The organism is Candidatus Omnitrophota bacterium (assembly GCA_021735655.1).
Taxonomy (GTDB): domain Bacteria; phylum Omnitrophota; class Gorgyraeia; order Duberdicusellales; family 4484-171; genus JAHKAJ01.
In genome coordinates, this window is record JAIPGM010000006.1 from 1 (window position 1) to 26,825 (window position 26,825).

At 36.9% G+C, this 26,825-nt stretch carries 28 protein-coding genes; 4 read left to right on the forward strand and 24 right to left on the reverse strand.

Translation table 11 applies throughout. The features are described from left to right. Window positions 1-118: 118 nt before the first annotated feature. From gltX to K9L86_05560, 12 genes are all read right to left on the reverse strand, one after another. A complete protein-coding gene (gltX, locus tag K9L86_05505; GenBank protein ID MCF7908306.1) occupies window positions 119-1,438 on the reverse strand; it encodes a glutamate--tRNA ligase in 1,320 nt (439 codons plus the stop codon). Further along, entirely contained in the window at window positions 1,431-3,365 is a 1,935-nt protein-coding gene (locus tag K9L86_05510) for a hypothetical protein (protein ID MCF7908307.1), read from the reverse strand. The genes gltX and K9L86_05510 overlap by 8 nt, the downstream gene beginning before the upstream one ends. Further along, window positions 3,362-3,898 carry a 2-oxoacid:acceptor oxidoreductase family protein gene (locus K9L86_05515; protein MCF7908308.1) on the reverse strand — a complete coding sequence of 179 codons (537 nt, stop codon included), beginning with the start codon at window positions 3,896-3,898 and terminating at the stop codon, window positions 3,362-3,364. Before K9L86_05515 ends, K9L86_05510 begins: the two co-directional genes overlap by 4 nt. After that, entirely contained in the window at window positions 3,898-4,632 is a 735-nt protein-coding gene (locus K9L86_05520; protein MCF7908309.1) for a 2-oxoglutarate oxidoreductase, read from the reverse strand. The genes K9L86_05515 and K9L86_05520 overlap by 1 nt, the downstream gene beginning before the upstream one ends. Further along, entirely contained in the window at window positions 4,629-5,696 is a 1,068-nt protein-coding gene (gene vorB, locus K9L86_05525) for a 3-methyl-2-oxobutanoate dehydrogenase subunit VorB (GenBank protein MCF7908310.1), read from the reverse strand. The genes K9L86_05520 and vorB overlap by 4 nt, the downstream gene beginning before the upstream one ends. Continuing rightward, entirely contained in the window at window positions 5,686-5,952 is a 267-nt protein-coding gene (locus K9L86_05530; protein ID MCF7908311.1) for a 4Fe-4S binding protein, read from the reverse strand. The genes vorB and K9L86_05530 overlap by 11 nt, the downstream gene beginning before the upstream one ends. Next, window positions 5,949-7,817, reverse strand: a complete 1,869-nt coding sequence (gene dxs, locus K9L86_05535) for a 1-deoxy-D-xylulose-5-phosphate synthase (protein ID MCF7908312.1) — start codon at window positions 7,815-7,817, stop codon at window positions 5,949-5,951. The genes K9L86_05530 and dxs overlap by 4 nt, the downstream gene beginning before the upstream one ends. Next, window positions 7,817-8,176 (reverse strand): PilZ domain-containing protein, encoded by a 360-nt coding sequence (locus K9L86_05540; GenBank protein ID MCF7908313.1) that lies wholly within the window; start codon window positions 8,174-8,176, stop codon window positions 7,817-7,819. Before K9L86_05540 ends, dxs begins: the two co-directional genes overlap by 1 nt. A 6-nt stretch (window positions 8,177-8,182) precedes the next feature. After that, a complete protein-coding gene (locus K9L86_05545) occupies window positions 8,183-8,965 on the reverse strand; it encodes a TIGR00282 family metallophosphoesterase (protein ID MCF7908314.1) in 783 nt (260 codons plus the stop codon). 37 nt (window positions 8,966-9,002) lie between these two features. After that, entirely contained in the window at window positions 9,003-10,553 is a 1,551-nt protein-coding gene (rny, locus tag K9L86_05550; GenBank protein ID MCF7908315.1) for a ribonuclease Y, read from the reverse strand. A 127-nt stretch (window positions 10,554-10,680) separates the two neighbouring features. After that, on the reverse strand, window positions 10,681-11,256 hold the full coding sequence (locus K9L86_05555; protein MCF7908316.1) for a 5-formyltetrahydrofolate cyclo-ligase: 576 nt from the start codon (window positions 11,254-11,256) through the stop codon (window positions 10,681-10,683). A 138-nt stretch (window positions 11,257-11,394) separates the two neighbouring features. Beyond that, the gene (locus K9L86_05560) at window positions 11,395-12,207 is read right to left on the reverse strand and encodes a hypothetical protein (protein MCF7908317.1); all 813 of its coding nucleotides are present in this window, start codon (window positions 12,205-12,207) and stop codon (window positions 11,395-11,397) included. Window positions 12,208-12,345: 138 nt separating this feature from the next. Between K9L86_05560 and K9L86_05565 the strand changes: the two genes are divergently transcribed. After that, window positions 12,346-12,615: an HU family DNA-binding protein gene (locus K9L86_05565; GenBank protein MCF7908318.1), complete on the forward strand. Its 270-nt coding sequence runs from the start codon at window positions 12,346-12,348 to the stop codon at window positions 12,613-12,615. Window positions 12,616-12,678: 63 nt separating this feature from the next. On the opposite strand, the gene K9L86_05570 is transcribed toward K9L86_05565, so the two are convergent. Genes K9L86_05570 through rlmN form a run of 3 tightly spaced genes read right to left on the reverse strand, consistent with a single transcriptional unit; the run spans window position 12,679 to window position 15,336 of the window. Continuing rightward, window positions 12,679-13,626 carry an RsmB/NOP family class I SAM-dependent RNA methyltransferase gene (locus tag K9L86_05570; GenBank protein MCF7908319.1) on the reverse strand — a complete coding sequence of 316 codons (948 nt, stop codon included), beginning with the start codon at window positions 13,624-13,626 and terminating at the stop codon, window positions 12,679-12,681. Continuing rightward, on the reverse strand, window positions 13,626-14,303 hold the full coding sequence (locus K9L86_05575) for a VTT domain-containing protein (protein MCF7908320.1): 678 nt from the start codon (window positions 14,301-14,303) through the stop codon (window positions 13,626-13,628). Before K9L86_05575 ends, K9L86_05570 begins: the two co-directional genes overlap by 1 nt. Window positions 14,304-14,310: 7 nt before the next feature. Next, on the reverse strand, window positions 14,311-15,336 hold the full coding sequence (gene rlmN, locus K9L86_05580; protein ID MCF7908321.1) for a 23S rRNA (adenine(2503)-C(2))-methyltransferase RlmN: 1,026 nt from the start codon (window positions 15,334-15,336) through the stop codon (window positions 14,311-14,313). A gap of 134 nt (window positions 15,337-15,470) precedes the next feature. Here rlmN and K9L86_05585 point away from each other — a divergent pair, with 134 nt between their 5' ends. The 3 genes from K9L86_05585 to K9L86_05595 all read left to right on the forward strand — a co-directional run bounded on the left by K9L86_05585 (window position 15,471) and on the right by K9L86_05595 (window position 17,784). After that, on the forward strand, window positions 15,471-16,139 hold the full coding sequence (locus K9L86_05585) for a hypothetical protein (GenBank protein MCF7908322.1): 669 nt from the start codon (window positions 15,471-15,473) through the stop codon (window positions 16,137-16,139). Window positions 16,140-16,256: 117 nt separating this feature from the next. Beyond that, a complete protein-coding gene (locus K9L86_05590; GenBank protein ID MCF7908323.1) occupies window positions 16,257-17,330 on the forward strand; it encodes a hypothetical protein in 1,074 nt (357 codons plus the stop codon). A gap of 82 nt (window positions 17,331-17,412) precedes the next feature. Continuing rightward, window positions 17,413-17,784 carry a hypothetical protein gene (locus K9L86_05595; protein MCF7908324.1) on the forward strand — a complete coding sequence of 124 codons (372 nt, stop codon included), beginning with the start codon at window positions 17,413-17,415 and terminating at the stop codon, window positions 17,782-17,784. A 30-nt stretch (window positions 17,785-17,814) separates the two neighbouring features. Here K9L86_05595 and K9L86_05600 read toward each other — a convergent pair whose 3' ends face one another. The 9 genes from K9L86_05600 to K9L86_05640 are packed head-to-tail and all read right to left on the reverse strand — an operon-like array spanning window position 17,815 to window position 26,768. After that, window positions 17,815-19,311, reverse strand: coding sequence for an aldehyde dehydrogenase family protein (locus tag K9L86_05600; GenBank protein ID MCF7908325.1), 1,497 nt, complete (start codon window positions 19,309-19,311; stop codon window positions 17,815-17,817). Continuing rightward, window positions 19,308-20,309, reverse strand: coding sequence for a class II aldolase/adducin family protein (locus K9L86_05605; protein ID MCF7908326.1), 1,002 nt, complete (start codon window positions 20,307-20,309; stop codon window positions 19,308-19,310). The genes K9L86_05600 and K9L86_05605 overlap by 4 nt, the downstream gene beginning before the upstream one ends. Continuing rightward, window positions 20,306-21,244, reverse strand: a complete 939-nt coding sequence (locus tag K9L86_05610; protein ID MCF7908327.1) for an S-methyl-5-thioribose-1-phosphate isomerase — start codon at window positions 21,242-21,244, stop codon at window positions 20,306-20,308. Before K9L86_05610 ends, K9L86_05605 begins: the two co-directional genes overlap by 4 nt. Next, on the reverse strand, window positions 21,241-22,044 hold the full coding sequence (locus tag K9L86_05615) for an aminotransferase class IV (GenBank protein MCF7908328.1): 804 nt from the start codon (window positions 22,042-22,044) through the stop codon (window positions 21,241-21,243). Before K9L86_05615 ends, K9L86_05610 begins: the two co-directional genes overlap by 4 nt. Continuing rightward, on the reverse strand, window positions 22,044-22,937 hold the full coding sequence (locus K9L86_05620) for an amidohydrolase (GenBank protein ID MCF7908329.1): 894 nt from the start codon (window positions 22,935-22,937) through the stop codon (window positions 22,044-22,046). Before K9L86_05620 ends, K9L86_05615 begins: the two co-directional genes overlap by 1 nt. Next, window positions 22,934-24,394, reverse strand: a complete 1,461-nt coding sequence (locus K9L86_05625) for a B12-binding domain-containing radical SAM protein (protein MCF7908330.1) — start codon at window positions 24,392-24,394, stop codon at window positions 22,934-22,936. The genes K9L86_05620 and K9L86_05625 overlap by 4 nt, the downstream gene beginning before the upstream one ends. 14 nt (window positions 24,395-24,408) lie before the next feature. Continuing rightward, the gene (locus tag K9L86_05630) at window positions 24,409-25,173 is read right to left on the reverse strand and encodes an SDR family oxidoreductase (protein MCF7908331.1); all 765 of its coding nucleotides are present in this window, start codon (window positions 25,171-25,173) and stop codon (window positions 24,409-24,411) included. Window positions 25,174-25,185: 12 nt separating this feature from the next. After that, window positions 25,186-26,340, reverse strand: coding sequence for an MFS transporter (locus tag K9L86_05635; GenBank protein MCF7908332.1), 1,155 nt, complete (start codon window positions 26,338-26,340; stop codon window positions 25,186-25,188). Beyond that, complete coding sequence (locus K9L86_05640) at window positions 26,340-26,768, reverse strand: SRPBCC family protein (protein MCF7908333.1); 429 nt, start codon at window positions 26,766-26,768, stop codon at window positions 26,340-26,342. Before K9L86_05640 ends, K9L86_05635 begins: the two co-directional genes overlap by 1 nt. Window positions 26,769-26,825 lie beyond the last annotated feature (57 nt).

Here is a 26,825-nt window from a genome sequence, read left to right on the forward strand (position 1 = left end):
CTCCTTTACGGGGTCAATTAAGCCCCAGAAAAACAATACAACCTATAACCTATCTACTCTGTGACTATCTATTTATTCTACTGATAATCCAGAGTTTTCACCAACTATCATTGAACAATTATCGTATCATCTCCTTTTTATCTTTCCAATATTTTAATAGCCTTTCTAGGCGTTTTATCACTCGATCTTTACCAATGAGTTCAATTACCTCAAATAATCCCGGACCATCTTTCCTGCCGATTAAAGCCACCCTTACTGGCTGGACCAACAGGCGCAGTTTTAAATTCAAACTTTCGGCTGCTGACCGAAAAATCTGTTCAATAGCTTCTTTTTGAAAATCAACCATCGGCCTTAACTTATCTAACAAAAAAGATACCTCTTTCGATGAATCAGTTTCGAGAATTTTTTCTCCTTTTTGATCATAGTTAAAGTCTTCAGAAAAACAAAAACGTGTTTTACCAACCAACTCCGATAAAGTAACCGTTCTCTCCCTAAAAAGGCCAGCCACCTTCTCTAAATATTCCCTACTTACTTCTAAAGGCAAAACTTTAGCCTCTTCTAAATAGCTTTTCATAAGATCAGTAAAAACTTTTGGGTCTTTTCTTCGAATATAGTCTCCGTTAAGCCAGTTTAGCTTATCCAAAGAGAAAACCGCACCAGTTTTATTTACCTTCTTTAAATCGAATAACTCTTGAGCTTCGGCCAACATAATAATTTCTTTATTTTCACCAGGAGACCAACCTAAAAGTAAAAGATAATTTACCAAACTCTCAGACAAATATCCGGCTTGCCGATACTCCCTTATTGATGTAGCCCCAAACCTCTTAGACATTCTGCCGCCACCAGGAGAAAGGATTAAAGGCAAATGGGCAAACTGAGGAATCTCAAAATCTAAAGCTTTATACATTAAAATTTGCTTAGGAGTATTAGATATATGGTCCTCGCCACGAATCACACAATTTATTTTCATAAGTGCATCATCAACCACGCAACTAAAATTGTAAGTTGGCGAACTGTCACTTTTAATTATCACTTCCTCAGGCTTAGGCAACTCAGTAAAGACAATATTACCTCTAATTAAATCATTTATCTCAATATTCTGAAAATCATATTTAAAAAATACGGCACCGTCTTTTTTATAAGCCTTACCTTCGTTAATAAGCTTTTGAGCATACTCTCGGTAAATATCAAATCTTTGAGACTGCTGATATATTTGGTCCCAATCCATTCCTAACCATTCAATACTTTCTAAAATTTCATCTAAATACTCTTTTTTGGAACGTTCCTGATCGGTATCTTCAATCCGCAGGATAAACTCACCTTTATTTTTACGAGCATAAAGCCAACTGAAAAGACAAGTCCTGGCCCCACCGATATGCAAATATCCAGTCGGCGAAGGGGCAAACCTGGCTCTCAAAATTGGTTTATTGTTAACCATCAAGGTCTCCTCCTAAGCTATCTAAACTTATCTTTAAACTCTCGGCTATTCTTTTGGCTCCATCAATATTACCCAACTTTAAGTAAATTTTCGCTAAAAGCCTATGGGCTTTATCGGTAGGGTGAAACAATAGGCTCTTTCGACAATGAATAAAGGCTTTCTGATAATCATCCTCTTGGTAGGCCATTTGTGAAAGAAGATAATAACTATCAGAGTCACCCGGTGAAACCCTTAGAATCTCTTCTAAATATTCTCGGCTCTTTTGATTGTGACCTAAGCTATGTAAAATATTAGCCATATTAAAATAACCTTTCAGGGAAATTTTTTCAAACCTAACCTCATTCAAAAGATCTAGCTTTTTTAACTCTAAGGAAGCAAAGTTAACTTGATCTTGCTTAAGCTTAGGATTTTTCTTAAAAAAATCAACTGAAACAAAAATTATCCCCTTTTGACCAAAATAAATACATTGATATCCTCGATCTCTTAACAGCTTGATTAACGGAGGTGGTGAGTCACGAAAATAAGTCAAGGCAAACCCTTCTATTTGATATTTCTCTACAATTTCATCAAAGACTTTCTCATTGGCCATAACTATTTCACGATATCGAGAAAAAAACTGATGACCGTAGAACTCTGCCCTTCCGTCAATGAAAACTTGCCGTTGCGGGAAAAAATTAAATATCATTGCTGCCCCGAGATTAAAACTATTAAACATCCTCTCGGGCAACTCACGACTCTTCATAAAATCAATCATATCCTTCGGATACACCGATAAGTCTCGAGAGAAAAATATGCTCCGCTTATTGATCTTACCATCTCTAGTGATATGGGCTCTGCCTAATTTAGGAAACTGTATAACTTTCTTGGCCATCGGAATAGAAAGATTGACTGAATAAACTACAAATAAAACCTCCAGCAAAAGTAAACCCTTTTTATGCAAAATTGTTCTTAAAACAGTCTCCTTAATCACTGGATAACGATCAACAAATATTGCTATTGCCACCGGAATAAAAAAATACATATTCCGTAGCGAGTTTATAGAAAATATAAGCATTAAGACGCCGAGGCCCAAATAAAACCAATTCAAGCTGCTTAAAAAGCAAAGGCACAATATAGCAAAAATAATAAAAATAAAAAACTGCGGTTGAGCATGAATATTACGTAAGGGGCTTTCCAACTCCTGTATATATTTATAAAATAGAGCTTGTTGGCCAGTAATCATACCCTTGATAACTGTTAACGGATAACCAATCACAGCTAGCGGCTGAGGAGTAAAAAGACAAGCAAAAATACTACCGAAAAAGACCACCTTGGCCATTTTGTAAAAATCTTTATCTTCGGAAACTTTATTGAACTTACTTAGAATTAAATAAAGAATCAAAATCAAAGGACCCAAAAAGAAAAAGCCGTGAACATTAACCCAAATCAACTGGACAAAAGGCAACAGCCAAAGCAACCACTTTTTCTTAAAAACAAAAGGCAACAAAAATATGATCATAAAAAGAAGACTGAAGTTGTCCGGTCGCAAGGTAAAACGCCTCAAAGCTAACTGCAGCCCATAAACCAGCAAAGGAAACCCAAATACCCAATTAGCCTTCAGAACCATCACCGTTAAAAGAAAAAATATCAAGGAAAAAAGCACTATTCTTAGAATAAAAAATCCTTGTAAACCAAAAGAATCATGAAAGCGATAAATTAAGGCTTGATACAACCATTCGTGATCAACCCAACCCTTACCATTCATAGTAAAAGAAAATATATCCGTCTTAGGGATAACTTTGCTGATAGTAATATATTCGCCAACCTTGGTGTGGAAAAAATAATCAGCACCACCTAAATTATAACAAGCACATAGAACCAGATAAGAAAAAAAAATGAATAAAATTGGGACTTTTAAAAATCTAACTATTGTTTGAATAACTTTCATGGCTTATTAAACCTTTCGCCCAGCTTAAAAGCTTTAAGGTTAACTTCAAAACTACCCTTTTTGCTAAAGGTTTCTTCCAAAATAGAAATTATTGTTTTTCTCGCTAGAAGCTTTGGCTTCAAAGCGCTTAAAACCCCCAAAACTATAATGTTAGCTACCTTTATATTCCCACACTCCAAGGCCATTTCATTTAAAGGTAAAGCTATTGTCTTTATACCTGTTTTTAAGTTTATTTTGGGAATCAAGTCGGAATTTAAAATAACTAAACTGTTTTGCCTGAATTCACTTCTAAATTTATCCAATGAAGGCTGGTTAAAGATAATCGCAACGTCAGGGCTATCCATAAAAGGAGAGGCTATCGATAAATCAGAAATTTTTACTAAACAGTGAGCGGTTCCACCCCGCATCTCTGCTCCGTAAGAAGGAAAAAAAATAGTATGCTTGCCTTCACAGGTAGCAGCTCTAGCTAAAATCTTACCCAAGCTCATTAAGCCTTGACCGCCAAATCCTGAAATTAAAATATCTGTCTTCACTATTCTTTAATAACTCCTAAGGGAAATTCTTTTACCATTTCTTCTTCAATCCATTTTACCGATTCCAACGCTGACTTCTGCCAAATTGTCGGACAACTACTTAAAACTTCAACTAAAGAAAAACCCTTTCTGGAAATTTGATTCATAAAGGCTTTCTTTATATACTGACGAGTCTTAACTACCTGTTTAGGACTACTAACTGAGCTACGAACAATATAAGTTACCCCGTTAAGATCTTTAAGCATTTCGCTTAGATGTAAGGGCCAACCTTCACCACTTCCAGGATCTCTTCCCCAAGGAGTAGTAGCTGTTCTTTGCCCAACGACAGTGGTCGGAGCCATTTGGCCTCCGGTCATACCATAGCAAGCATTATTCACAAAGATACAAGTTAAGTTCTCTCCTCTATTGGCAGCATGGACAGTTTCAGCCAAACCAATAGAAGCTAAATCTCCATCACCTTGATAAGTAAAAACTACGTTTTTCGGCAAGCAACGCTTTATACCGGTTGCAACAGCTAAAGCTCTTCCGTGAGCAGCCTCGGAAACATCAAAATCCCAATAGTCATAAGCAACTACTGCACAACCCACCGGAGCAACTCCAATAATTTTATCTCTCAAACCCAACTCATCAACAACTTCAGCTACTAACCGGTGTAAAATTCCATGACCGCATCCAGAACAATAATGCGTGCTGACGTCTTTTAAGCTTTGTGGTCGACTGAATTTTTTCTTCATATCTGTTTCTTTACGAATTTAACAATATCTAAGGTAGACGGAACCCCGCCGCCAGTTTTTCCTAAAAAATAAACTTCCTTCTCAGGCAAAGCCAAACGTACGTCGTCTACCATTTGGCCCAAAGACTGTTCTACAACCACTAACCTCTTTAACTTTTCAGCAGTCTTTCGTAAACCCTTTTCAGGATAAGGCCATAAACTTATTGGCCTGAAAAGACCCGAGTTTATGTTTTGCTTTCTTAAAATATCCACGGCTTCTTTAGCCATGCGAGCCTGTGACCCATAGGCAACGATTAAAATTTCAGCATCTTTAACCTTGTAAGTAGAGAATCTTTGTTCGCTTTTTTTAATTTGCTCCCATTTTTTCTCTAATTTCAGATTATGTAACTCAAGCAAACCTTCTTTCAAAAAGAACGACTTTACTACTTTAGGAGATTTTTTCTTTAAACAACCTAAAGCCCAGTCTTTTTTGGGCAAGTTTTTCTTAAATACTTTTTTAAATTTTAAGCTAACTGGTTCCATCATCTGACCAATAACCGCATCAGCCAAAACTAAAACCGGATTTCTATAGTAATCAGCTAAATCAAAGGCTAAGACAGTAAGCTCACCAGCCTCTTCAACGCTCCAAGGAGAAAGGGCCGGAGTAAAATAATCACCATGACCGCCACCGCGAGTAGTCTGAAAATAATCTGCCTGCGAAGGAGCGATATTGCCTAAGCCCGGTCCACCCCGCATCACATTAATAATTACTGCTGGGAGCTCGGCGCCAGCCAAATAAGAAATTCCTTCCTGCTTTAAAGATATTCCCGGGCTAGATGAACTAGTCATTGACCGTCGGCCAGTGCTGGATGCACCAAAAACCATATTTATTGCTGCCAGTTCACTCTCGGCCTGAATAAAGGCTCGACCACACTGCTTCATCGCCTTAGCCATATAAGCAATGATTTCATTCTGAGGAGTTATTGGATAACCAGCATAAAAATCGCAACCGGCCTTAACTGCAGCCTCGGCCATAGCTTCATTGCCAGTCATTAATCTTCTCTTTTGTTGTCGACTATTCTTCATGAACTTCAATACAGGTTTCCGGACAAATAAAAAAACAAAATCCACAACCAATGCAATTAGTTTTTGGATTTATTTCAATATACTTAACCCCTTTTTTATTTAAATCTAAAGACTGCTTAAGGTATTTGGTCGGACAATAAAAAATGCAAAGCTCGCAGGCCTTGCACCTATCCTTATCTACGATTATTCGGCAAGAAACCGGCCGGGATATTTTTTGATTACTGTTTTTTTTACGGCTGGTATACAGCTTACTCATTTTTTTACTGATCTTGTTTCCAATGCTTTTCTTATTTTACCACTAAGACTTTCGGCATCTAAACCATACATGTTTAGCAAATCTTTTCTTTTAGCTGCCGGTATAAATTCATCAGGGAATCCAACCCTAATCAATTTAGTTTTTTTAAGTAAATCATAGGACTCATATAATTCGATAACAGCACTACCAAAACCACCGGCTAAATTTCCTTCTTCAATGGTAATAATTAAATCATGATTCAAGACTAGTTGTTTTAATAGGTCCTCATCAAGAGGTTTTATAAAACGAGCATTTACTACTGTAAGCTTAATCCCCTCCTTAGCCAACAAATCGGAACATTCTACAGCTACTCTAACCATTGAACCAAGTGCAATTAAACAAACATCTTCTCCGGCCCTGATAAGCTCTGATTTACCAATTTCAATGGCCTGTTTTTTGTCTAAAGAGTAGGCTGCTTCGCGTGGATAGCGTATACTCACTGGTTTTTTAAGACTCGTGGCAAATTCTAGCATATTCTGAAACTCTTCGCCATCTTTAGGTGCCAAGCAAACCATGTTTGGAATGGCCCGTAAATACCCAATATCAAAAACGCCGTGATGAGTAGGGCCATCTTCTCCTACTACTCCGGAACGATCAATAGCGAAAATTACGCCCAAATTTTGCAAAGCTACATCGTGAATAATTTGATCATAGGCCCGCTGCAAAAACGTAGAATAAATAGCAACAACCGGTTTAAGACCCCGCTTGGCAAGGCCAGAAGCAAAACCAACAGCATGAGACTCAGCAATGCCAACATCGAACAACCTACCAGGAAATTTCTTACCAAATAAATCAAGCCCGGTTCCTTTTGGCATAGCAGCAGTTATCGCCACTATCTTAGGATCTTTCTCAGCTAAAATAATAAGTTTTTTAGCAAAAATATCACTAAAGGTCTCTTTGACTGGTCTATCCGACTGACCGGTTTCAACATCAAAGCCTGATGTTCCATGGAAATATTCAGGATTCTCTTCAGCATGGACATAACCCTTACCTTTTTTAGTTATGACATGCAAGACTCTCGGACCACTAAGAGTCGCAACGTTAATCAAAGTAGGAACTAAAGCTTCTAAATTATGTCCATCAATCGGACCAAAATAACGAAAACCTAACTCTTCAAAAAATATTCCTGGAACAACTAAACCCTTTACGCTTTCTTCAAATTTACGGGCTCTTTTTACTAGCCCTTTGATTAAAGAAAAATGTTCTAAAAAAGATTCCAATTCATTTTTTATCCGGTTATAAATCGGTGCTGAAATTATCTTGGTAAGATGTGCACTCAATGCTCCCACCGAAGGTGAAATGCTCATCTCATTATGATTAACAACTACTAAAACATCATTCTGAGAATGACCACAAGAATTCAACGCCTCAAAACACATCCCTCCAGTTAACGAACCGTCGCCGACTACGGCTATGGTTTTTGTCTTATCTTTTTCAAGTCGCTTAGCCTCAGCTAGTCCTTGAGCCCAAGATATTGCCGTAGAAGCATGGCCAGAAATATATAAGTCATAAGCTGACTCCTGATAATTAGGAAAACCGCTTATACCTTTATATTCTCTCAAAGTAGAAAAACTTTTTTTGCGACCAGTAATTATTTTATGAGCATAGGCTTGATGCCCTACATCAAAAATAATCGAATCTTGCGGTGTATCAAAACAATAATGCAAAGCCAAGCATAGCTCAACTGCTCCTAAAGATGAGGCTAGATGCCCACCTTTCTGAGAAACTACCCTAACAATTAAATCCCTTATTTCCTGACTTAAAAGTTTCAGCTCCTCAATGGTTAGCTTTTTTAAATCTTGACTGGAATTCACCCTATTCAAAATCATTGTTCTTTAGAAATAATTGCTTCGACTAGTTTTTTAATTAATTCTTGGTCTTTTTGACTAATTTGATAAAACTCTATTCCAGTATCATATCCTAAAGATTCAGAAGACTCTAAGTCTCGCCTAGGCACCATCCAAGTTACCCTGCCCTTGCAGCTCACTACGCTACTATTTACTTCAATTTCCAAACCAACCATCGAAGAAACCTCAATAGCTTCATCAATAATAACTCGAACTCCTCCGGCGCCGATATTTTCAGTTATAGTCGCGATGACACTCTCTTTTGGAGTATGGACAATTATTTTACAAGGAAGATTAGCTCGAGGAAAACGTCTTTTTTCTGTATTTTGCCAACTCATTATTTTTCACCTCACATCTTTTTTATACTCAACCCTCTTTATTGAAAGAGCTTTGCCGGTTTCTGGATCAGCCTCAAACAAAACCCCCTGTATGCGCACATCATCTTGGGCTAAATCAAAACGTATCGGTAGATTGGTAACAAACCGCTCAACAATCTGACCTTTCTGGCGCCCCAAAACAGAATCAAAACTTCCAGTCATACCACAATCAGTAATATAGGCCGTGAAGTCATCAATAATCCTTTCATCAGCAGTGGGTATATGAGTATGCGTACCAATAACTGCCGTTACCTTCTGAGCAAGAAAATAGCCCATAGCTAATTTCTCACTTGTTGCCTCAGCATGCATATCAACAACAATTATCTTAGCTTGACTGCGAATCTCTTCTAAGACCGCCTGAATTGCCTTAAACGGACAATCCGCCGGCTGCATAAAGACTCTCCCTAAGAGGTTAACTACTGCTATCTTACTGCCAGCGACCTCCTTAATCAAATAGCCTCTACCGGGAGCGGTTTCTCCATAGTTTAATGGTCTTAAGGTATCGCTATTCGCCAAAACATCTCTTGCCTCTTTCTTTTTAAAAATATGATCACCACTAGTAACCAAATCGATACCTGAGCTAAAAAGATCTTTGGCTGTATCAAGTGTGATACTTGAACCGCCGGCTGAATTTTCACCATTAGCAATAATAAAATCTAAGCTGAGTTCCTTCCTTAAAGAAGGAAGAAAATCATTAAGATAGATCCTGGCTGGCTTTCCAACAATATCACCAATAAACAATATCTTCATTTTTTTATTCCCACTCCTTTAGACTTAAAACCTGGACCTATTTAGCATAATCAACGGCTCTGGTTTCTCTAATTACGGTAATCTTGATATTGCCAGGATAATCCATTTCTTGCTCTAGTTTCTTTTTTACCTCATGAGCCATAATAGCAATTTCATTATCCTTAACTTTATTCGGCTGGACAATTACCCGAATCTCACGTCCAGCCTGAATAGCAAAGCTCTTATCTACCCCTTCAAAAGAATTAGCGATTGTCTCTATCTGCCTGAGTCGTTTAATATAAGTTTCTAAGGTTTCTCGACGGGCTCCCGGTCGGGAAGCTGAAATTGCATCAGCAACAAGGGCGAGAAGAGAATACAAAGATATAAAATCAACATCTTCATGATGAGACTCGGCGGCGTTAATAACAAACTCATGTTCGCCATATTTCTTTAATAGGTCAGCTCCAATTTCAGCATGCGTTCCTTCTACTTGATGATCGATAGCCTTGCCGATATCATGTAATAAACCAGCCCGCTTAGCAATTCGCGAATCAAGTTCGAGCTCAGAAGCTAAAATACCCATAATAATTGCAACTTCTTTTGAATGCTGAAGAGCATTTTGGCCAAAGCTAGTACGATATTTTAGCTTACCAAGAAGTTTTATCAATTCCGGATGCAAGTTGTGAATTCCAACATCAAAGGCTGCGGTTTTTCCTTCTTCCATCAGGCGTTTATCAAACTCCTGTTTAGTCTTCTCAACAACTTCTTCGATCCGGGCCGGATGGATTCTTCCATCCTGAACTAATTTTTCTAAAGCTGTTCGGGCGATTTCCCGACGAATAGGATCAAACCCAGAAACACTAACTGCCTCAGGAGTATCGTCAATGATTAAATCTACTCCCGTGGCCATCTCAAACATCCGAATATTGCGCCCTTCTCTTCCGATTATTCTTCCCTTAATCTCATCGTTAGGTAATGAGACTACACTCACTGTAGTCTCAGTTGTATGCTCGACGGCGCAACGTTGGATAGCCTGAGAGATAATTTCTTTGGCTTTCTGATCTGACTCCTCCTTAACAGCCTCTTCCATTTCACGAATCATTTTTGCTTTTTCGCCACGCAACTCTTCTTCATAGCGCCTCAACAAAAGCTCGCGGGCTTCCTGGGGAGTTAAAGAAGATATACTTTTAAGCTTCTCTTTTTCCTCCTCGATTAATTGATTCAAAGCTTGATTTTTTTTATCTGCTTCATAAGCCGCTTGTTTTAAATTTTCCTCTTGCTTAGTTAACTCATTAGATTTACTCTCAATAAAATCAAGCCGTTTTTCTAAATTCTCCTCTCTTTGAAGAAGCCGTTTTTCAAGTTGTACCAGCTCACTCTTCTTGGAAGAATTCTGCTTTTCAAAGTCTATCCTTAACTTATAAAGTAATTCCTTTGCATCAAGATCTGCCTTACGAACAATCTCCTCGGCTCTAAACTTAGCTTCTTTAACTATCTTTTCAGCATCTTCTTTAGATTTATTAACTTTATTCTTTTGAATAACTTCGCCTAACCACCATCCGATAATTGCGCCAGTGACACCACTAATTGCAATGTAAAGTGTAAACATGTTGCCTCCTTTATTTAAACCCGCCGGGCCTAAGTAAACCAGCAGGGATTGGTGCAGATTTATTTCCCTAAATAATACAAGATCTCTTCTAATAAATTATTTTTGAGATCTACACCCAGTTTGTGATTTAAATGATACTACTTTCAGTAACGACGATGTCGACTTTCTGATCTAAAGGAAGATAGGTAGGAAGGTCTTGGGAAATTTGAAAATCAAAGGCAATGCCAACTTTCTTGGTAGATGGGGTTAACCTTTGCAAAAAGCGGTCGTAAAAACCGGCTCCGCGGCCTAACCTGTTGCAATTGCAATCAAAGCTAAGACCAGGAACAATAACCATATCTATTTTTTCAATATCAAACTTTTGAGTCTTCTCTGTGTCTGGCTCCCTAACTCCATAAGGGCCAACAACAAACTGATCATTTAAATTTTCCACCTCATAAGCCTGCAATTTTTTTGCCTTTGTATCCATTACCGGAAACAGAAATTTTTTACTTTTAATATCCTTCCTAACCATCTCTAAAATATCTACCTCACCCTTTAAAGGGTAATAGACCATAATGTTTTTTGCTTGTTTGTATTCACCCAAACTTGATAATTTATCTTCAACATCTTTGCTCCTCCTTTTTACCTCTTCTTTCGTAAGAGACAAAAGTTGTCCTAGTAATTTTTGCCGCAATTCTTGTTTTTCTCTGTTTATAACCATTTCCATATTTTACCGTATAAGCTTAACTGACAGGGTAAAATTATACCACTGGCCCAATCAAAAATCTATGAAAATTTTACCCTTTTTTGACCTCAAACTGAAGCTAAAAAGTCCTTTAAATATATGCAAAATTCGGACTTACTGTCTTTTGCAGATAAACCCACCAGCTGAATCAAAATATTTAAGAACTTTGAACCCTGCCTTTTTAAGTCTTTTTTTGACTGATGCCGGAAAATCAAAACCTTGCCTTACCTTGTAACGCGGTGTGTAATGGAATAATCTTCCTCCCTGGCGCAGAGTTCGAAAAAGCTCCGAGTAGAAATGTCCCGAATAGAGCTCACCGGCTAATTTAAAAGTAGGTGGATCATGAATAATGCAATCAAAATAGGCACTTGGCTCCTTACCAATCTCTAAACTTACGTCACCTCTGCGAATTGTGATCTTCGGAGACGAAAAAAGCTCTTGAGACACCGGATTAAGCTGAGCTAGCTCAAATACCGAATCATCTTTCTCAAAAGTAATTATTTTATGAGCCCGCTTAGAAGCCAGAATAGCTGTATAACCTAAGCCCATACAAGTATCAAGGACAATTCCCGAGGGCCTAAGGGCCTCAATCTTAGCCTCAGTATCTTTTTTAGCTGAAAGTAACCGATGCATCGGAACTGAGCCAATAGTAACTGTTGGCCAATCACCAGTAGGTAACAACTTGTAGAACCTATTGGTTTCTTCAGAAAAAAAAGATACTTTTGTAACCTCTTGAGCTTCTAGTAAATAGCAAAACTTTGCTTTAAGTTTCTGGCTTAAGTCCAAAGTGATTCCACCCTCAATTACTGCCTGGTGAACCTCTCGCTTAACCTTAACTTCTCGCTGGCCAAAGTCAACTTTAAGCTGAAACTCATCACCTGGTTTAGCCTTTTTAATCGCCTCAAATTCAACAATAGTGATAATCATCTTAGTCGATTATAAGCATTAAAGCCCATTTTACAATAAAAAATTTATATTTAAATTTCTTGACAATAAGCCCTTGAGCTATAAAATAGTAAAAGTAGTTGAAAATATTAACTTTTTTAAATCTAAGGGGGTGTTCAGATGAACAAGGCACAGTTGGTTGATGTAATCGCCGGACAAACTGCTACCAAAAAGCAGGCTCAAGAAATCATAGAAGCAGTTTGGGATTCAATTAAAAGCAGCTTAAAGAAAAAAGAAGATGTAGCTATTTCTGGTTTTGGAACATTTAAAGTAAAACAAACAAAAGCCAGAATGGGAAGAAACCCTAAAACTGGTGAAACAATCCAGATTCCTGCAAAGAAAAAAGTTGCTTTTCGCGCATCAAAAGATCTAAAGTCTCTTCTTGCATAAATAGGTTTTGTATAATAAAAAAGGGTATACTGATAAAGTATACCCTTTTTTTTATCTATAAAACTATACTGAAATCTTATTTAACTTAGCAATAAAAAAACCTTCCATTGTTTCGTTAGGAATAATTCTTCTAGTTAATCGCAAACTCTCGGAAAACCTTTTATCCTTCCAACGAAGCAACCCTTCCCTTGCATTAGTTAAAGGTATTTTAAACTGCACCAACTCTACTCTTTCCTTAAATTTATTTACAAACCAATCAATAACCCCTTCATTCTCTTCCGGTGAAAAAGTACAAGTAGAATAGACAAGGGTTCCTCCCTCTTTCAAAGCAAAAAAAGCCGAATGAAGAAGTTTCTTTTGTTTGTGAACCATCTCTTTAACTTTATGTTGTTTCCAATATTGATAAGACTTAGGGTTAGAAACTAAGAACCGCCCCTCGCTTGAACAAGGTACATCAGCCAGGATTCGATCAAACTCTTCGGGAAATTTTTTCCTTACCCAAACACTATCTAAAATAAGAGTCTTAACTGTTTCAACACCTTGAGACTTTAAATTAGCCAAAAGTTTATAATAACGGGTACGGATCTTTTCAATTGCCAAAAGATCAGCTTCCGGGGCCAAAGAAACAATCTGAGTGGTCTTTACTCCCGGGGCAGCGCACAAATCAAGAATTTTCTCTCCATTCTGAGGATCAAGAACCAACACCGGAATCATACTCGATAAGTTCTGAACAAAAACTAACCCCTGCTTATAAATCTCGGTATTTTGAAAATTACGCAAAGGTGTCTTTAGAATGAATGCCCCTTGAGGGTAATCTAACTCTTTAAACTTTACTCTTTGATCAAATAAAGCTTTCCTTAAAGTAATTAAATCGGTTTTTAGATAATTTATCCTAAACGCCGGTTCAGACTTATTAAGAAAGGTATCAGCAACCCTCTCGTAATCTTTAGGGTAGATCTTCTTTAGCTTATGTAGAAATTCTTGAGGTAGTTTGGAAATAATATCTTTCATTATTGCTTTATCCCTTTTTGTTTTATAAAAAACGGAACTAATGAAACTATAATTATATAAAGCATCATAGCCACAGCAATTGCCATATTTTGTTCAAAGTAAATTAGCATCTTCTCTACTGAAAATCCACGCATTGCTGCTAAAGGAAACTGAAGCCAGAATATCCGCGGCCCAGAAGCAACGATAATAGCCAACAAAAACTTACGCCAAGAAATTCTGCTTAGACCTAAGCCAACATCGAAAACCCGATAAGGAATCAAAGGGTTAGCTCTCAAAAACATTACCTTTGCCAAACGTGCACCTTCTAGGCTTTCATAAAACCGTTTAAAGCCTCCACCGACTTTACGTTCAACAAAATCTCGGCCAAGCAGACGACTTAGTTTAAAAAAGACTATTCCATTAATTAGTTCAGCAATATATATTAAGCCGGTACTAATATAAGCTCCAAAAAGAATCGCACCGACTACCTTAAGCGGCTCCTTGAGAGTCCATAAAGCAAAAGTGCCTAAGGTGTAAAGTAAAACAAATATTAAAGCAGCATAACCTATTGGGAATTTATCAAATAACGAGTTAATTTTAGCTTCATCAATTGAAAATGTTACTCCAATAATAATGATAACTAAAAGAACAGCCACAAAAACCAAGAAACGCTTAAATGATTTTGGTTTTCTCTCCATGATTATCCTACTTATTCAAGCCTGAAGCCCGCAATTGGCCACAGGCAGCATTGATATCTGAGCCGCGTGACTCTCTTAAAGTAAAGAATACTCCAGCCCTTTTAAGCTCTTTTCTAAAACTATCTAATTCGGCTTGATCCGGAGATTTATACCCCGCATCTAAGCAGTTAAGTGAAATAAGGTTTACCTTATAACGCATGCCTCTTAAAATTCTAGCTAAAGCTTGGGCATCTTGTTTGCTTGTATTATACCCCCTGAGCAAGGCATATTCAAAAGTAATTAAGTGCTTTTCCTTGCGACTAAAACTTCTAGCCGCCTTGATTAACTCTTCTAAAGGATATCTTCTATTAATCGGCATCAGTTTAGTGCGTTTCTTGCTGTCTACACTATGCAAAGATATCGAAAGCTTAACTCCCAGTTTTAAATCAATCAGCTTTTCTATTTCCGGAATAAGACCGCAAGTTGAAATAGAAATTCTTCTTTTTGAGAAATTAATTCCTTTGGTTTCCGTAAGCACTTGGATTGACTTAATCAAATTTACAAAGTTATCCAAAGGCTCTCCGATTCCCATAAAAACAATATTAGTTATGCTTTCGGGAGCTATGAGTTTGCCTGCTTCTAAATATTGGTTTATAATTTCCGACACTTTTAAATTGCGCTTAAACCCACTTTGCCCACTCAAACAAAAAGAACAATTAAACTTACAACCTACCTGAGTAGATAAACATAAAGTGTTTCTGTCTTTTTTGGGAATTACTACCGTTTCGATGGAGCTCTCGTCTTCCAAGGTAAATAAGAATTTCTTAGTGCCATCGACCGAGACCTCTTGTTTCGATAACTTAACTTTTGAAAAGCAAAAATTTTCCTTTAAAAATCCTCTTATCTCCTTAGAAAGATTACTCATCGAATCAAAACTTTCAACATTCTTCCTATATATCCAATCAAAAACCTGCTGGGCAGAAAAATTAGAAAACCCCTGCTTTTGCAACAATTCTTTCAGGTCTTTTAAGGTGTAATTTTTTACGTCCTTCATAGCTTTCTTATTGTATTCTATAATCAGGATCTTTTCAAACGATACTTTCTGGTCTTGAATTTATCTACATTTAAAAGTATAATAATACTATACATTTGCAATTACCAAAAATGTAAAATAAAAAAGTTAAAATCGTGTATCAAATTTTAAAAATAATACTTCGCCTGGCTAAAAATCCTCAAATCATCTTAGACAACAGGGGCTACATATTCATTTTAAGCCATATGCGTAGTCGCTCAACTTTACTCGCACACATCTTAGGAAGCAATCCTGAGATTGGCGGTTATTTTGAACTTCACAAATCATACCTAAACTGGCTAGATCTTATCATTTTACGCCTCAGGGTCCAGCTTGATAATAAAAACATCAAATTCGCTTTAGATAAAATACTTTGGAACCGATTGCAAATCTCTGAAAAAATATGCCTAAAAGAAAACTTAAAAATAATTTTTTTACTAAGAAAACCCGAAGATACAATAAAAAGTATAATTAATATGGGTAATTGTCTAGGAAATCAAGGCTATAAAAATTACCAATGGATAACAAATTATTATTGCTCTCGTTTAGAGAACCTTATCTATTATTCATCTAAAATAAGGCCTCAAAATGGTTTATTCATCGAGTCCGATAAAATCATTCAGGATACGGACCATGTCCTTAGCTATTTATCTACTTGGCTGGGCCTATCAAAAAGGTTAAACTCACATTACTTGCTATTTAAGAAAACTGGAGTTCGGGGAATGGGGGACCCCTTAAACAATATAACTAAGGGTAAGATAATTAAAAAAAATATCAGAATATAAAGACATCTCTATTCCTCCGGCTTTACTAAATAAAGCTAAAATGGCCTATGACCAGTGTCAAAAGAATTTATTAAAGAATATTGAAAGCCTGTAATAGCTTTTATATTGTGTAAAAAAATGAAAAAGCCGCTAAATTGTAAAATTTTTGCTTACGGCAGTTCACCCTTCCTAAGCCAGTTATATACTGGTTTTTCAATTCTGGCTAAGAATCGAGAAATCAATCTGGTTCAGAAATTAAATAACTATCGTTATCAAAACAAAAAGCCAATAAGTATCGTGAAACCAAACAAATTTAAAGGCCTATTTGTAATGATAAATGAAGAAAAATTAATATTTTATGATACCAAAGACGATCCCAGATTAGATAGCCAAGCCTTAAATATAGTTGACGCCTACTTTAAAAGAAGCTATTTAGCATCAGCTATCCCCGAAAATTATAAATCTAAAGTATTTCCTTTAGGGTTACATTATAAATTGTATACCGGTAAACCGGATCGTTACGATTTGATAAGATTACTCAAACAATTTAAATCTGTTGGTTATGTAGCTAGACATTTTGGCAGACATTGCGGCCTGTCCTATAAGCCTACTCCATCAAAAATGAGCTCAGCGCCAAATAAGAATCAGGAACCGCGGGTAATCTTTAGTACCCACGCCTGGAACCCAGATAAAAACCCGCCCGGGTTATCAGCTAAAAGCAAAGAAGAGCGTATACAGATCAATGAAACAAGAGCTCAAGTAATCCGCTTACTAAGAAAAAATCTTGGCAAGCGTTTTTATGGCGGTTTTCGGCCTGATCGATATGCCGTTAGCAACTTCAAAGATATACTGCTAAAAAATGATCATTCCTGGCTTCAAAAAAACTATATTCCCTTGCTTCGGCAATATCCAATATGCATAGCTACTACTGGTTTATCCGGCTCAATCGGCTGGAAATTAGGCGAATATGTAGCCTTGTCCAAAGCTATTGTTTCTGAAAAATTAAACTATTTAGTTCCTGGTGGTTTTTCTAAAAATATTAATTACTTAGAGTTTGATAAACCTGAGTCATGCCTTCAAGAAACTATAAAATTAATTGAAAATAGAGATCTTAGGCTGAAAATAATGAACAATAATTGGAAATATTACAAAAAGTATTTAGCTCCCGATGTGCTGATCATGAGAACTCTCCGCATCGCTATGGAAATATAGTTTACATAAAAAGACGCTATGATTAATCACTACGTTAAATTAAAATTTTAGATATAGGAAAATAATAAAATTGGAGTAAAAAATGAAATTTTGCACATCAATTCATTGTATGGATGGAAGAATACAAGAACCAATAATAAAATATTTAAAAGAAAAATATAATGTAGCTTATATTGACACCGTGACTGAACTAGGCCCCTGCAAAATACTTTCTGAGAATAAAGATAACGCGTCAATTAATTCAATCGCAGAAAGAATTAAAATATCGACGCACAAACACGATTCAAAACTTATTGCTATCTCTGGACATCACGATTGTGCAAAAAATCCCCAAAATGGAAAAACACAAAGAAAACAAATAAAAGAATCTGTCCAATACCTTAAAAACAAGTATCCTGAAATAGAAATAATTGGGTTATGGGTTGATAATGAGTGGAAAGTGAATCCTGCCTAACACAAGCAGAAGATAAAGACAACGAAAACTCTAAGAACCGTACCAATAATTAACCAAAGGCTTTGCGTCTTTGGCTTTATCAATCAGAATATTTTTAAGCTGAGTATACTCTAAAAATCCTTCTCTCCCCAGTTCTTTACCGAAACCACTTTGTTTAAATCCTCCATAAGGAAGCTGATTAAAAAACATACCATAAGTATTAACCCATACTGTCCCGGCGTTAAGTTCTTCGGCTAGACTCTTAGCTTTTGATTCATCTTTTGTCCAAATACAAGCTGCCAAAGCAAATTCTGAATTATTAGCTAACTCAACAGCCTCCCTTAGCGAAGAAAACTTAACTACGCAAACCACCGGCCCGAAAACTTCCTTCTGAAAAATAGACATCTCAGGGCTCACTTCAGCAATCACTGTCGGCTCAAAGAAAAATCCCTTTTCTAAACTAGAATTATCAGGAATCTTTCCACCACATAACACCTTAGCCCCTTGTTTCTTAGCCTCTTCAATAAAACTAATTACCCCTTTTCTTTGACTCTCTGAAATCAATGGCCCAATTTGAGTCTCAAAATCTAAACCATCGCCTAATTTAATAGCTTTAGCTTTAATTATAAAATCATCAACAAATTTATCATAAACTTTATCTTCAATTAAAATTCTCGACATTGCTGTGCACATCTGGCCCTGATTTAAAAATATCGAACACAATGAACCATTGACTGCTGCCTCTAAGTCACAATCAGCTAAAACTAAACTAGCTGATTTACCGCCCAGCTCCATGACTAGCTTTTTTACACTGCTTGAGGTATACTCAATAATTTTTTTACCAACTAAATTTGAACCAGTAAAAGATATCATATCAACTCGCTTATCAGAACAAAGCGCCTTGCCAACGGTCTCTCCCTTTCCGGCTAAAATATTAACCACTCCCTTGGGTAATCCCGCCTCTTGAACTATCTTACCTAACTCTAAAGCAGTTAAAGGCGTAAGGCTCGATGGTTTTAGAATAACTGTATTACCGGCAGCTAGACTTTGAGCTAACTTCCAAGAAGCGATTATTAACGGGTAGTTCCAGGGAACAATCAACACCACCACGCCTCGCGGTTGACGAATCAGCTCGCTCTTTGCTTGGGCAATTTGAGATTGGATATCTACCGTCTCAGCTTCTAGAAACTTCTCTAAATTATTGGCAAAATAATCAAAAGTTTGAGCACTGGAAGGTATATCCATAAAAGTTGACTCTTTGATTGGTTTCCCATTATTTTGTGTTTCTAGCTGAGCTAACTCAGCTGCTCTGTTGAGAATACCTTGTGCTATCTTTAAAATAAAACTTTTACGCTCAAGTAGTGAAAGCTTAGCCCAAGGACCTTGATCGAAGGCAATCCGAGCCGAGCTTATTGCTAGCTCAACATCAGAAGCATCAGCCAGGCTAACTGTAGCTATTGGTTCTCGATTAGCTGGATTGACTATAGTTTCTTTTGTGGCTGACTCTTTAAACTCACCATTAATAAATAAAGGATAATTTGGTATCATCTAAACTTAACCTCTTTAAATAATTGAAATAAACGGGTAAACGGCACATACCATTTACTCAACTGGCCAAGTTGCCCTTCTAGCTTCATCTTTCCTTGAGTAACTGCTACGAATGAATCTAATTTTCCCAAAAATACCTGTTGCCAAACATCAGACTCAGCCGAAATCACAAAAGGAGCATCACAGCTTGCATCTAAACTAGTAACTTTACCCTCTTTGAAGGTAAATCTATAAGCACTATCATCTTGGTTAAGCTTAATAGCTAACTGCACGGTTAAACCTAACTCCTTTCCTTTTTGAGCGATAAATTCATCCTTATTCACCAAATCGACTATCGCCTGAATATGCTCTTTAGAAAACATTGGGTAACTTATTTCATTTTTAGTAAGTGTATCTTTCAAAGACTTATCTAAATCATCTAGAATGTCCTTCTTAAATAATCTAGCTACAGCCGTAGTTCTTACCGCCTCCTCTAAAGCCTCAACTAAACTTAAAGCATCAGAAAAATTATCACCGATTGCCACTGCTCCGTGATTTTTCAAAACTACTAAATTGTTAGTCTTTAGAGCTTCAATTACCTTTTCCGGCTTGGTGACAGTCGGAGTGTCTTGTTCGATAACCGGAACTTCCCCTAAATAAAACTTGGTTTCAAAAGTTAAAGCTTTTAGTTTTGAGCTGACTGCAAAATAACCATTGATTAAGGGTGGATGACAATGAATAACTACCTTTTGATCAGAATTTTTATAAACCAAACTGTGCAAAGAAAGCTCTGAAGTCGGGGTTCTGTCGCTTTCAGTCCTTTGACTGGCTAAATTAACCTTAACAATATCATCATCGCCTAATTCACCGAGTGAAGTCTGAGTTGCTGTAATTAAAATATTTTCTTTATCTAGACGACAACTTATATTCCCCGATTTAGCAACGGCTAAATCTTTTTCATAAAGTTTTTTGCCAACTTTAATAATCTCAGCTTTTAAAACTTTCTCCTGATCGTTCATTTTTTAACCTCTAAATGAATATGTTTAGTGATTAATTTATTCGGTGTAACATCAAAGGCCGGATAATAACCCCGAACCCCTTTGGGTGCGATCGGTACCCCAGCTAACTCCAACAACTCCTTATCTGGTCTTCTCTCTATTTTTATATCTTTACCAGTTTTAGCCCTTGAGGCCGGAGGGCAAATAACATAAAAAGGAACCTTAAAATGCTTAGCTAAAATAGCAATCTGATAAGTTCCAACCTTATTAGCAATATCGCCATTTTGAGCTAAATTATCAGCCCCAACAATAACCTTATCGATTTTCTTCTCCTGCATTACCTGAGCTACCATATTATCGGTAATTATTGTAACTTTGAATCCGGCTTGGGACAATTCCCAGGCCGTAAGTTTTGAACCCTGTAAGTATGGTCGAGTTTCAGTAACAAAAAAAGTAACTTTTTTCTTTTGTTCGGCAGCAAATTTACCAATTAGAGGCATAAGCCCGCTAATATTACAGTGGGTCAGAACTACATCGTTGTCTTCAACTAACTTGCTGGCCGTTTGAGCCTGAGATATGCGTTTATTCTTAAGCATCTCTAAAAAGCCGACTATAGCCTTCTCAACCGGCACACCAGAAGTAACCCAGGCCAAAACCATATCAGTTAAAAACTTAAAAGAAAGAGTTGGCCGAGTTGAGTTAAGCGCTTTGGCAACCTTATTTAGTAAAACTAAATTCACTTTTCCTTTATTCTTCCTAATAACTAAAAGAAATGTATACATAACAAGTAAAACTTGGCCTACGGCCCGAGTTTTCATCTTTTTTATTGCCAAACAGGCCTCTTGATAAGTCTTTACTTTTATGTATTTCACCTTAAAAGGAAGTAAGGTTTCATCAAGAATATAAATAGTATCTTTTTTTAACTGAATTGGCCAAAATAAAGGTGAATAATTCATAGTTTTTTCCTATATTCAGAAAGTATCTTTAAGGTGACTTCGCCGGGGACGCCTTTTCCTATTTTTTTATCCTCGACCTCAACTAAAGGCATCACCTCCATGAGGCTGCTAGTAACAAAAGCTTCCTCAGAAGCATGAATATCCTCTACTCTAAATTCTTTTTCTTTTAAGATTAAGCCGAGTTCTTTAACTATATCAATAACTACTCTTCTGGTGATCCCATCGAATGCTCCATCTTCTAATCTAGGAGTGAAAACCTCTTTATCTTTAACCAAAAATAAATTACTTCTTGAACCGCCAGCTAAAAAACACTTAGGATTTATGACTAAGGCTTCCTCTTTGCCCTTACGTTGAGCCTCTAGCCAAGAAATCCTATTTCTTAAGTAACTTATACTCTTTAACTTGGAAAGCAAATCCTTACCACATCTCCTATGGGAAGAAACTATTGCCGAAAAACCCTTCTCATAAACCTCGGAACTATAATAGCCAAATTTATCTACATAAAGCAATACGCCAACCCCTTTTCGCTTCTTATAAACAGTTATCCGAATGTAAGCATCTTCTAATTCATTCTCTTTAAGCAAAGACTTGATTTCTGTTTCCCAATCCTTTCCTACACTTTCAATTCCGATTAAATCCAACCCTTGGTTTAATCTTGTAATGTGCTTTTTTAGAAAAGGAATATTTCCTCGATAGGCTCTGAACGGCTCAAAAAGCCCCCAGCCGAATAAAAACCCTGGCTCGAAAATTTCTGCTACCTGGGATTTGTCAACTATGTTTCCGTTACAATAGACCTTCATTAACCAAATATATTAAAAAAATTCTTATGGGTAATTTTTTCCTTTACCTTGCCCCCAAGCGAATCTAACATTTTCAAACTATTGTTAACATCTCCACAAACCGGATAGTCCGAACCCCAAAGAAGTCTATCTTGACCAAACAAATCAATAGCTAGTTCAATATTCTTTAAAGATCCCCCGGAAGTGTCAACATAAACATTTTTTAGAATCTCACTCGGTGACTTTCCTAAATCTTTAACAATTTCTCTTTTTCTAAGCATTGCATAGACCCGATCAAATCTATCTTTTAAAAAAGGTACAACCCCGCCTAAAGATGAAAAGATAAAATTCAACTTATACTTTTCTAAAATACCTTCAACCATCAATAAACCAAGGAATATTGAAGCATCAAAGCTATACTCTAATACCGGCATAAGCAAGGGATCTTTCACCCTTTCAAAACCAATCGGATTGATTGTCTGAGGATGCACGAAAATAGGCAAGTTGTTACTTTCAGCTGCCTCAAATAGAGGCTCAAGCTCTTTAACCAAAAATTTACCGTTGTGGCTTGAGGCAATGCTAATCGCTCCAAAACCTCGCTGCTTTAACTCCTCAACCTGAAAAGCAACTGTTGCTAAACTTTCCGTATCAACAATGCCAGCACCAATAATTTTAGAATTTTCCTTAGTGATTTCCTCAAGGGCAGAGTTATAAATATCACAAACTCTTGCGAAAACTTCTAATTTTAAATGAGCGTCAGTTGATGGATAGCAAAGAAGCGCTTTTTCTATATTATGTTTATCAAGATAAGCAAAAAGCGCATCCCGATCAGTCCAAACACCTTTATAAAAAGCTGTGTAAGCTGATAGCTTTTCAGGGATAAAATGAATATGAGAATCACACAAGATACTCAAATATGTTTTTCTCCTTTAACTGCACCTTCTTCCCACTTAGCTACGCCCTGCATAACATCCTGAAAGCATAGCTTAGCTAAAGGGTCAAAATCAGAAGTCATAATTCTCTGAATTCTTCCTGGTTTTGAGAAAAACTCTCGCATCGACCAGGCCCCAAGCCTTCCTAAATCTTCAATTGTCAAATGGTCAGTCGGTATTACCGGATGTAAAAAATCCCATTTACGAAAATCAATCTTTCGTGGATCAAACCACCCTTTCTTTAAGCCAATTCTCCACATTGGTGAATTCGGAGCCGGTGTTACATAACCAACCCAAAGAATATCCGGATCAACAGTGTCAGTAAACTCATGTCTTTGTTTAACGATCTGTTCAGTGTCATGATCAAAGCCAATCATAATGTCCGCAACCACAGCTACATCCTGAGCTCGCAAGATATCGATTGTTTTTTTAATATGTTCAATGGTTACCCCTTTAGCAATTTTCTTTAACTCTTCCGGAGTAGTTACCTCTATTCCAAAAACTCCCATAAACAGACCAGTTTCTTTCATTAACGGTAAGATCTTTTCACAATTTACCCAGTCAATAGCTCTCCCTAAAGAAACCCACTTTATCGGATTTCCTTTTTCCTTCTTTAAATTACAGAACTTCTCCACTCGATCAGCATCAACATTAAAGTTATCATCCTGAATTACCACGACTTTAGTCCCAAACTTATGATGCAATAACTCTAGTTCCTCAATTACCCGCTCAGGCGATTTAGCTCTCCAGGTTAAAAAATCATTAGGTGAGCGAGGATCGTACTGGTTCCACTCATAACAAAAGGTACAGGCTGAAGGACAACCTCGAGAGGTTATCATTTCAACAAATGGTTTCCAATGAGTATGACCAACGTATTTATCCATCGGAAACAAATCATAGGCTGGCAAAGGTAAACTGTCTAAATCAGTCATTAACGGTCGGTGTGGCCCCATCTGAGGCTTGCCATCGATCCTTGACGCTGTTCCAGCTACATCTTTAGTTGAAGTACCAGCTTCAATTGTTTGAACCAAATCAAGAAAACCTTCTTCCTCAGCCATAACTACATGATCAATAGCCGGATTGTCTTCTAAGGTTTCAATCGGAGTTGCTGAATACCAAAGACCACCAACAACAACTTTAACATTCGGTAAAACCTGTTTTATCTTAGCGGCGGCTTGATTAAAATGCCAAACAACTCCAAAGCCAACCGCACAATGAATCATATCACCGAGTAAAACTAAGTCAGGATTAATATCTTTTACCTTTTCTCCCAACTGATCTAAAGCGATACCTAAAACTGTACAATCAAGCACCTGTAAATCATTATAGCCATGTTCGCGGATATAGGCTGCCCATTGAGCATATAGTTGATTAGGAGCAAAATGCTCTCCATGAGTTGCCCAAGCGCCTACTTTTGGTGATACAAATAAAATTTTCATCTCTTTAATCCTCCTTATTTATCTTCTGGGTGATCTTGTTTAAAAGGAATTACTGGCTTTGTCCAAGGAGTTTGCTGGTTAATAACTGCTATCTCCAAAGGACAGACATTTTTATCCTGTTTCAAAGCAAAAATAACAGTATTAGCTACTGCTTCTGGCTCCATTAATCTATCTTCAGCTATATCCTTTAACTTCCCAGTTAAAGGGGTTCTGGTAACTCCCGGGAAAATTGAAGTAACTTTAATTCCGAAATCACGCATCTCCCAAAAAAGCCCTTTAGCGAAAGCTCTGAGAGCTACTTTAAGCGAAGTGTAAACAATAAAATTACGCGGTGGGGGATCAACCATAACCGAACCGCTAGTTATATTAACAATATTTCCTCCACCTTGATCTTTCATCGGACCAACGACTAACCGAGCAAGCATAACGTAACTAAAATAATTAGTATACATTATCTTTTCGATATCTTCAATTGGCTGATTCCAAAAAGGATGCTGGCTGGACACACCGGCTCCGTTAACTAGACAATCAACTCGGTTAAACTTAGATAAAGTCTCATTGACTAAATTCTCTAAATCAGCTTGTTTAGTAACGTCACACCTTAAGCATAAAACTTTATCCGGATTCGGCAAAGTTTTTTTAAACTCTTCCAAAACTTCTAGCCTTCTTGCCGCTAAGACTAAAGTCAAACCTTCTTTGGCCAGACTTTCAACGATAACCTTACCAATCCCGCCGGAAGCCCCGGTAACAATACAAACTTTTCCTGTTAAATCAGACATAACGCTCCTTTCTTAATGAGACTGCCCTTTTAAGGTCTTAGTCGAATTATCCAATAATCTATTCATAAAGAATCCTAGAAAAAATAAAATTATAGTCATGATGAAAAATAAAATTTTAAAACCAATGATTGAACTTGCTAACAAGCTACCAAAAAAAGCCCCTAGGCCACCAAAGCCTAGTCTTAAAGAACTATTTAAACTAGAAGCATCTCTTAAAATTTTATCCGGCAAATGAGCCAAGTATGCCGACAACCCGGTATGTGAAAGAGCCCAGCCAGCGCCCCAAAAAACAATGGTTAAAATTATTAACTGATATTGCCAACTGAACAATAAAATAGCAGTAAATACACTCATCGATATATATCCTATACGAGTAATTTTAATATTCCCAAAAGTAGAGCTCAAAAACCCACCTAAAAACCTAATAACTATCGCGCAAACTGTTGAAATAGTAAAAATCGAACTTATCGCAACTTGCCTTAAAGCAAAACGTTCACTCAAATAGACTCCCAAATTTTGTTGTAGACCATGGAATAAAAAACTGCCCAGGCCAACTGCTAAGAAAAGACGCAAAGCTTGCTTGTCTTTAAAAGTCTCAAAATAGCTTATCTTGAACTTTTCCCCTCTAAAATCAAAATCCTCTAAATAAAGTAAAATCAAAATGAAAATAAAAAAACAAAGAACTACCGGGGTTAAATAAATCGCCCGCCAAGGTAAAAAACCGCTCAAGAAAACTCCCAAGCAAGCTGAAACCGTAGAAAGAGCAAAAAATGTCCCTAAGTGCTTAGCCTTTTTGTCTGAATCTACGGCCTTCCCAATCGTAATAAAAGCTAGAGGTACGAAACCTGAACCAAAACAACCCATCATAAATCGAAACAAAAATGCCTGGTTTATACTCTGGGAAACACTAAAAAGCAAAGTCGAAACACTAAAGCCTATGATTGATATAAGCAAAAGATTTTTTACAGTAACGCTTCTCGATAGAGGCCCCCAGAAAAAAGCAAAGATGCCATAAGGAAGCATATAAATCCAGGTAAGCCGGACAGCTATGTTTTTAGCAACCCCAAAATATTCAGCAATCGTTGGAACCAAAGCTGCTGTAGCTGATAAGCTAAAAGCAATAGCAATAAAAATCAAACAAAAAATTAAAAAACTTCCTTTAGGCATTATTCCTTCTCAATTATCTCCTTAAATATCTTCATATTTGAAAGAGAATGATCATTGATCATTTTTTCAGCTTGCTCATCATTAAATTTTGCGCCAGCAGCCATTTTAAAATCTTGGATCCAAGTCATCTCAGTCCCACCTTCAACCTCACGATACAACCAAATAATCTTCATAAATTCAAACGGGGCCATTGGCTCAACCCGAGATGCATAAGCAAATTTATCTTCTTTAAATAAAAGTCGGTAAGACTCCCAACTGCGGCCATTTTCATGGGTAAGCTTAAAAACTATCTTGTTTCCGGAAGTTTCTAAAACATCGCTTTCAACATATTCCTTAAAAAACTCTTTCCAACGTGAAATATCATTGCTCATATCAAAAACCTTATCGTAAGTTGCCTTAATCACTACTGAATTTCTAGTGTGTGCCATTTTTTCTACCTCCTTTCAATGAGACTTAGTCTTTTTCTTCGCCTTCGGTTTGAAAAA

Coding starts and splice junctions, on each gene's coding strand:
- K9L86_05555 (MCF7908316.1), bottom strand. CDS start 11,256: ATGGTTATAAACAGAGAAAAACAAGAATTGCGGCAAAAATTACTAGGA.
- K9L86_05610 (MCF7908327.1), bottom strand. CDS start 21,244: ATGAATTATTCACCTTTATTTTGGCCAATTCAGTTAAAAAAAGATACT.
- K9L86_05600 (MCF7908325.1), bottom strand. CDS start 19,311: ATGATACCAAATTATCCTTTATTTATTAATGGTGAGTTTAAAGAGTCA.
- K9L86_05540 (MCF7908313.1), bottom strand. CDS start 8,176: ATGAGTTGGCAAAATACAGAAAAAAGACGTTTTCCTCGAGCTAATCTT.
- K9L86_05570 (MCF7908319.1), bottom strand. CDS start 13,626: ATGAAAGATATTATTTCCAAACTACCTCAAGAATTTCTACATAAGCTA.
- vorB (MCF7908310.1), bottom strand. CDS start 5,696: ATGAAGAATAGTCGACAACAAAAGAGAAGATTAATGACTGGCAATGAA.
- K9L86_05575 (MCF7908320.1), bottom strand. CDS start 14,303: ATGGAGAGAAAACCAAAATCATTTAAGCGTTTCTTGGTTTTTGTGGCT.
- K9L86_05630 (MCF7908331.1), bottom strand. CDS start 25,173: ATGTCTGATTTAACAGGAAAAGTTTGTATTGTTACCGGGGCTTCCGGC.
- K9L86_05640 (MCF7908333.1), bottom strand. CDS start 26,768: ATGGCACACACTAGAAATTCAGTAGTGATTAAGGCAACTTACGATAAG.
- rny (MCF7908315.1), bottom strand. CDS start 10,553: ATGTTTACACTTTACATTGCAATTAGTGGTGTCACTGGCGCAATTATC.
- K9L86_05635 (MCF7908332.1), bottom strand. CDS start 26,340: ATGCCTAAAGGAAGTTTTTTAATTTTTTGTTTGATTTTTATTGCTATT.
- K9L86_05510 (MCF7908307.1), bottom strand. CDS start 3,365: ATGAAAGTTATTCAAACAATAGTTAGATTTTTAAAAGTCCCAATTTTA.
- K9L86_05520 (MCF7908309.1), bottom strand. CDS start 4,632: ATGAAGAAAAAATTCAGTCGACCACAAAGCTTAAAAGACGTCAGCACG.
- K9L86_05595 (MCF7908324.1), top strand. CDS start 17,413: ATGAAATTTTGCACATCAATTCATTGTATGGATGGAAGAATACAAGAA.
- K9L86_05590 (MCF7908323.1), top strand. CDS start 16,257: ATGAAAAAGCCGCTAAATTGTAAAATTTTTGCTTACGGCAGTTCACCC.
- K9L86_05560 (MCF7908317.1), bottom strand. CDS start 12,207: ATGATTATCACTATTGTTGAATTTGAGGCGATTAAAAAGGCTAAACCA.
- K9L86_05530 (MCF7908311.1), bottom strand. CDS start 5,952: ATGAGTAAGCTGTATACCAGCCGTAAAAAAAACAGTAATCAAAAAATA.
- K9L86_05625 (MCF7908330.1), bottom strand. CDS start 24,394: ATGAAAATTTTATTTGTATCACCAAAAGTAGGCGCTTGGGCAACTCAT.
- K9L86_05615 (MCF7908328.1), bottom strand. CDS start 22,044: ATGAAGGTCTATTGTAACGGAAACATAGTTGACAAATCCCAGGTAGCA.
- K9L86_05545 (MCF7908314.1), bottom strand. CDS start 8,965: ATGAAGATATTGTTTATTGGTGATATTGTTGGAAAGCCAGCCAGGATC.
- K9L86_05565 (MCF7908318.1), top strand. CDS start 12,346: ATGAACAAGGCACAGTTGGTTGATGTAATCGCCGGACAAACTGCTACC.
- gltX (MCF7908306.1), bottom strand. CDS start 1,438: ATGGTTAACAATAAACCAATTTTGAGAGCCAGGTTTGCCCCTTCGCCG.
- rlmN (MCF7908321.1), bottom strand. CDS start 15,336: ATGAAGGACGTAAAAAATTACACCTTAAAAGACCTGAAAGAATTGTTG.
- K9L86_05605 (MCF7908326.1), bottom strand. CDS start 20,309: ATGAACGATCAGGAGAAAGTTTTAAAAGCTGAGATTATTAAAGTTGGC.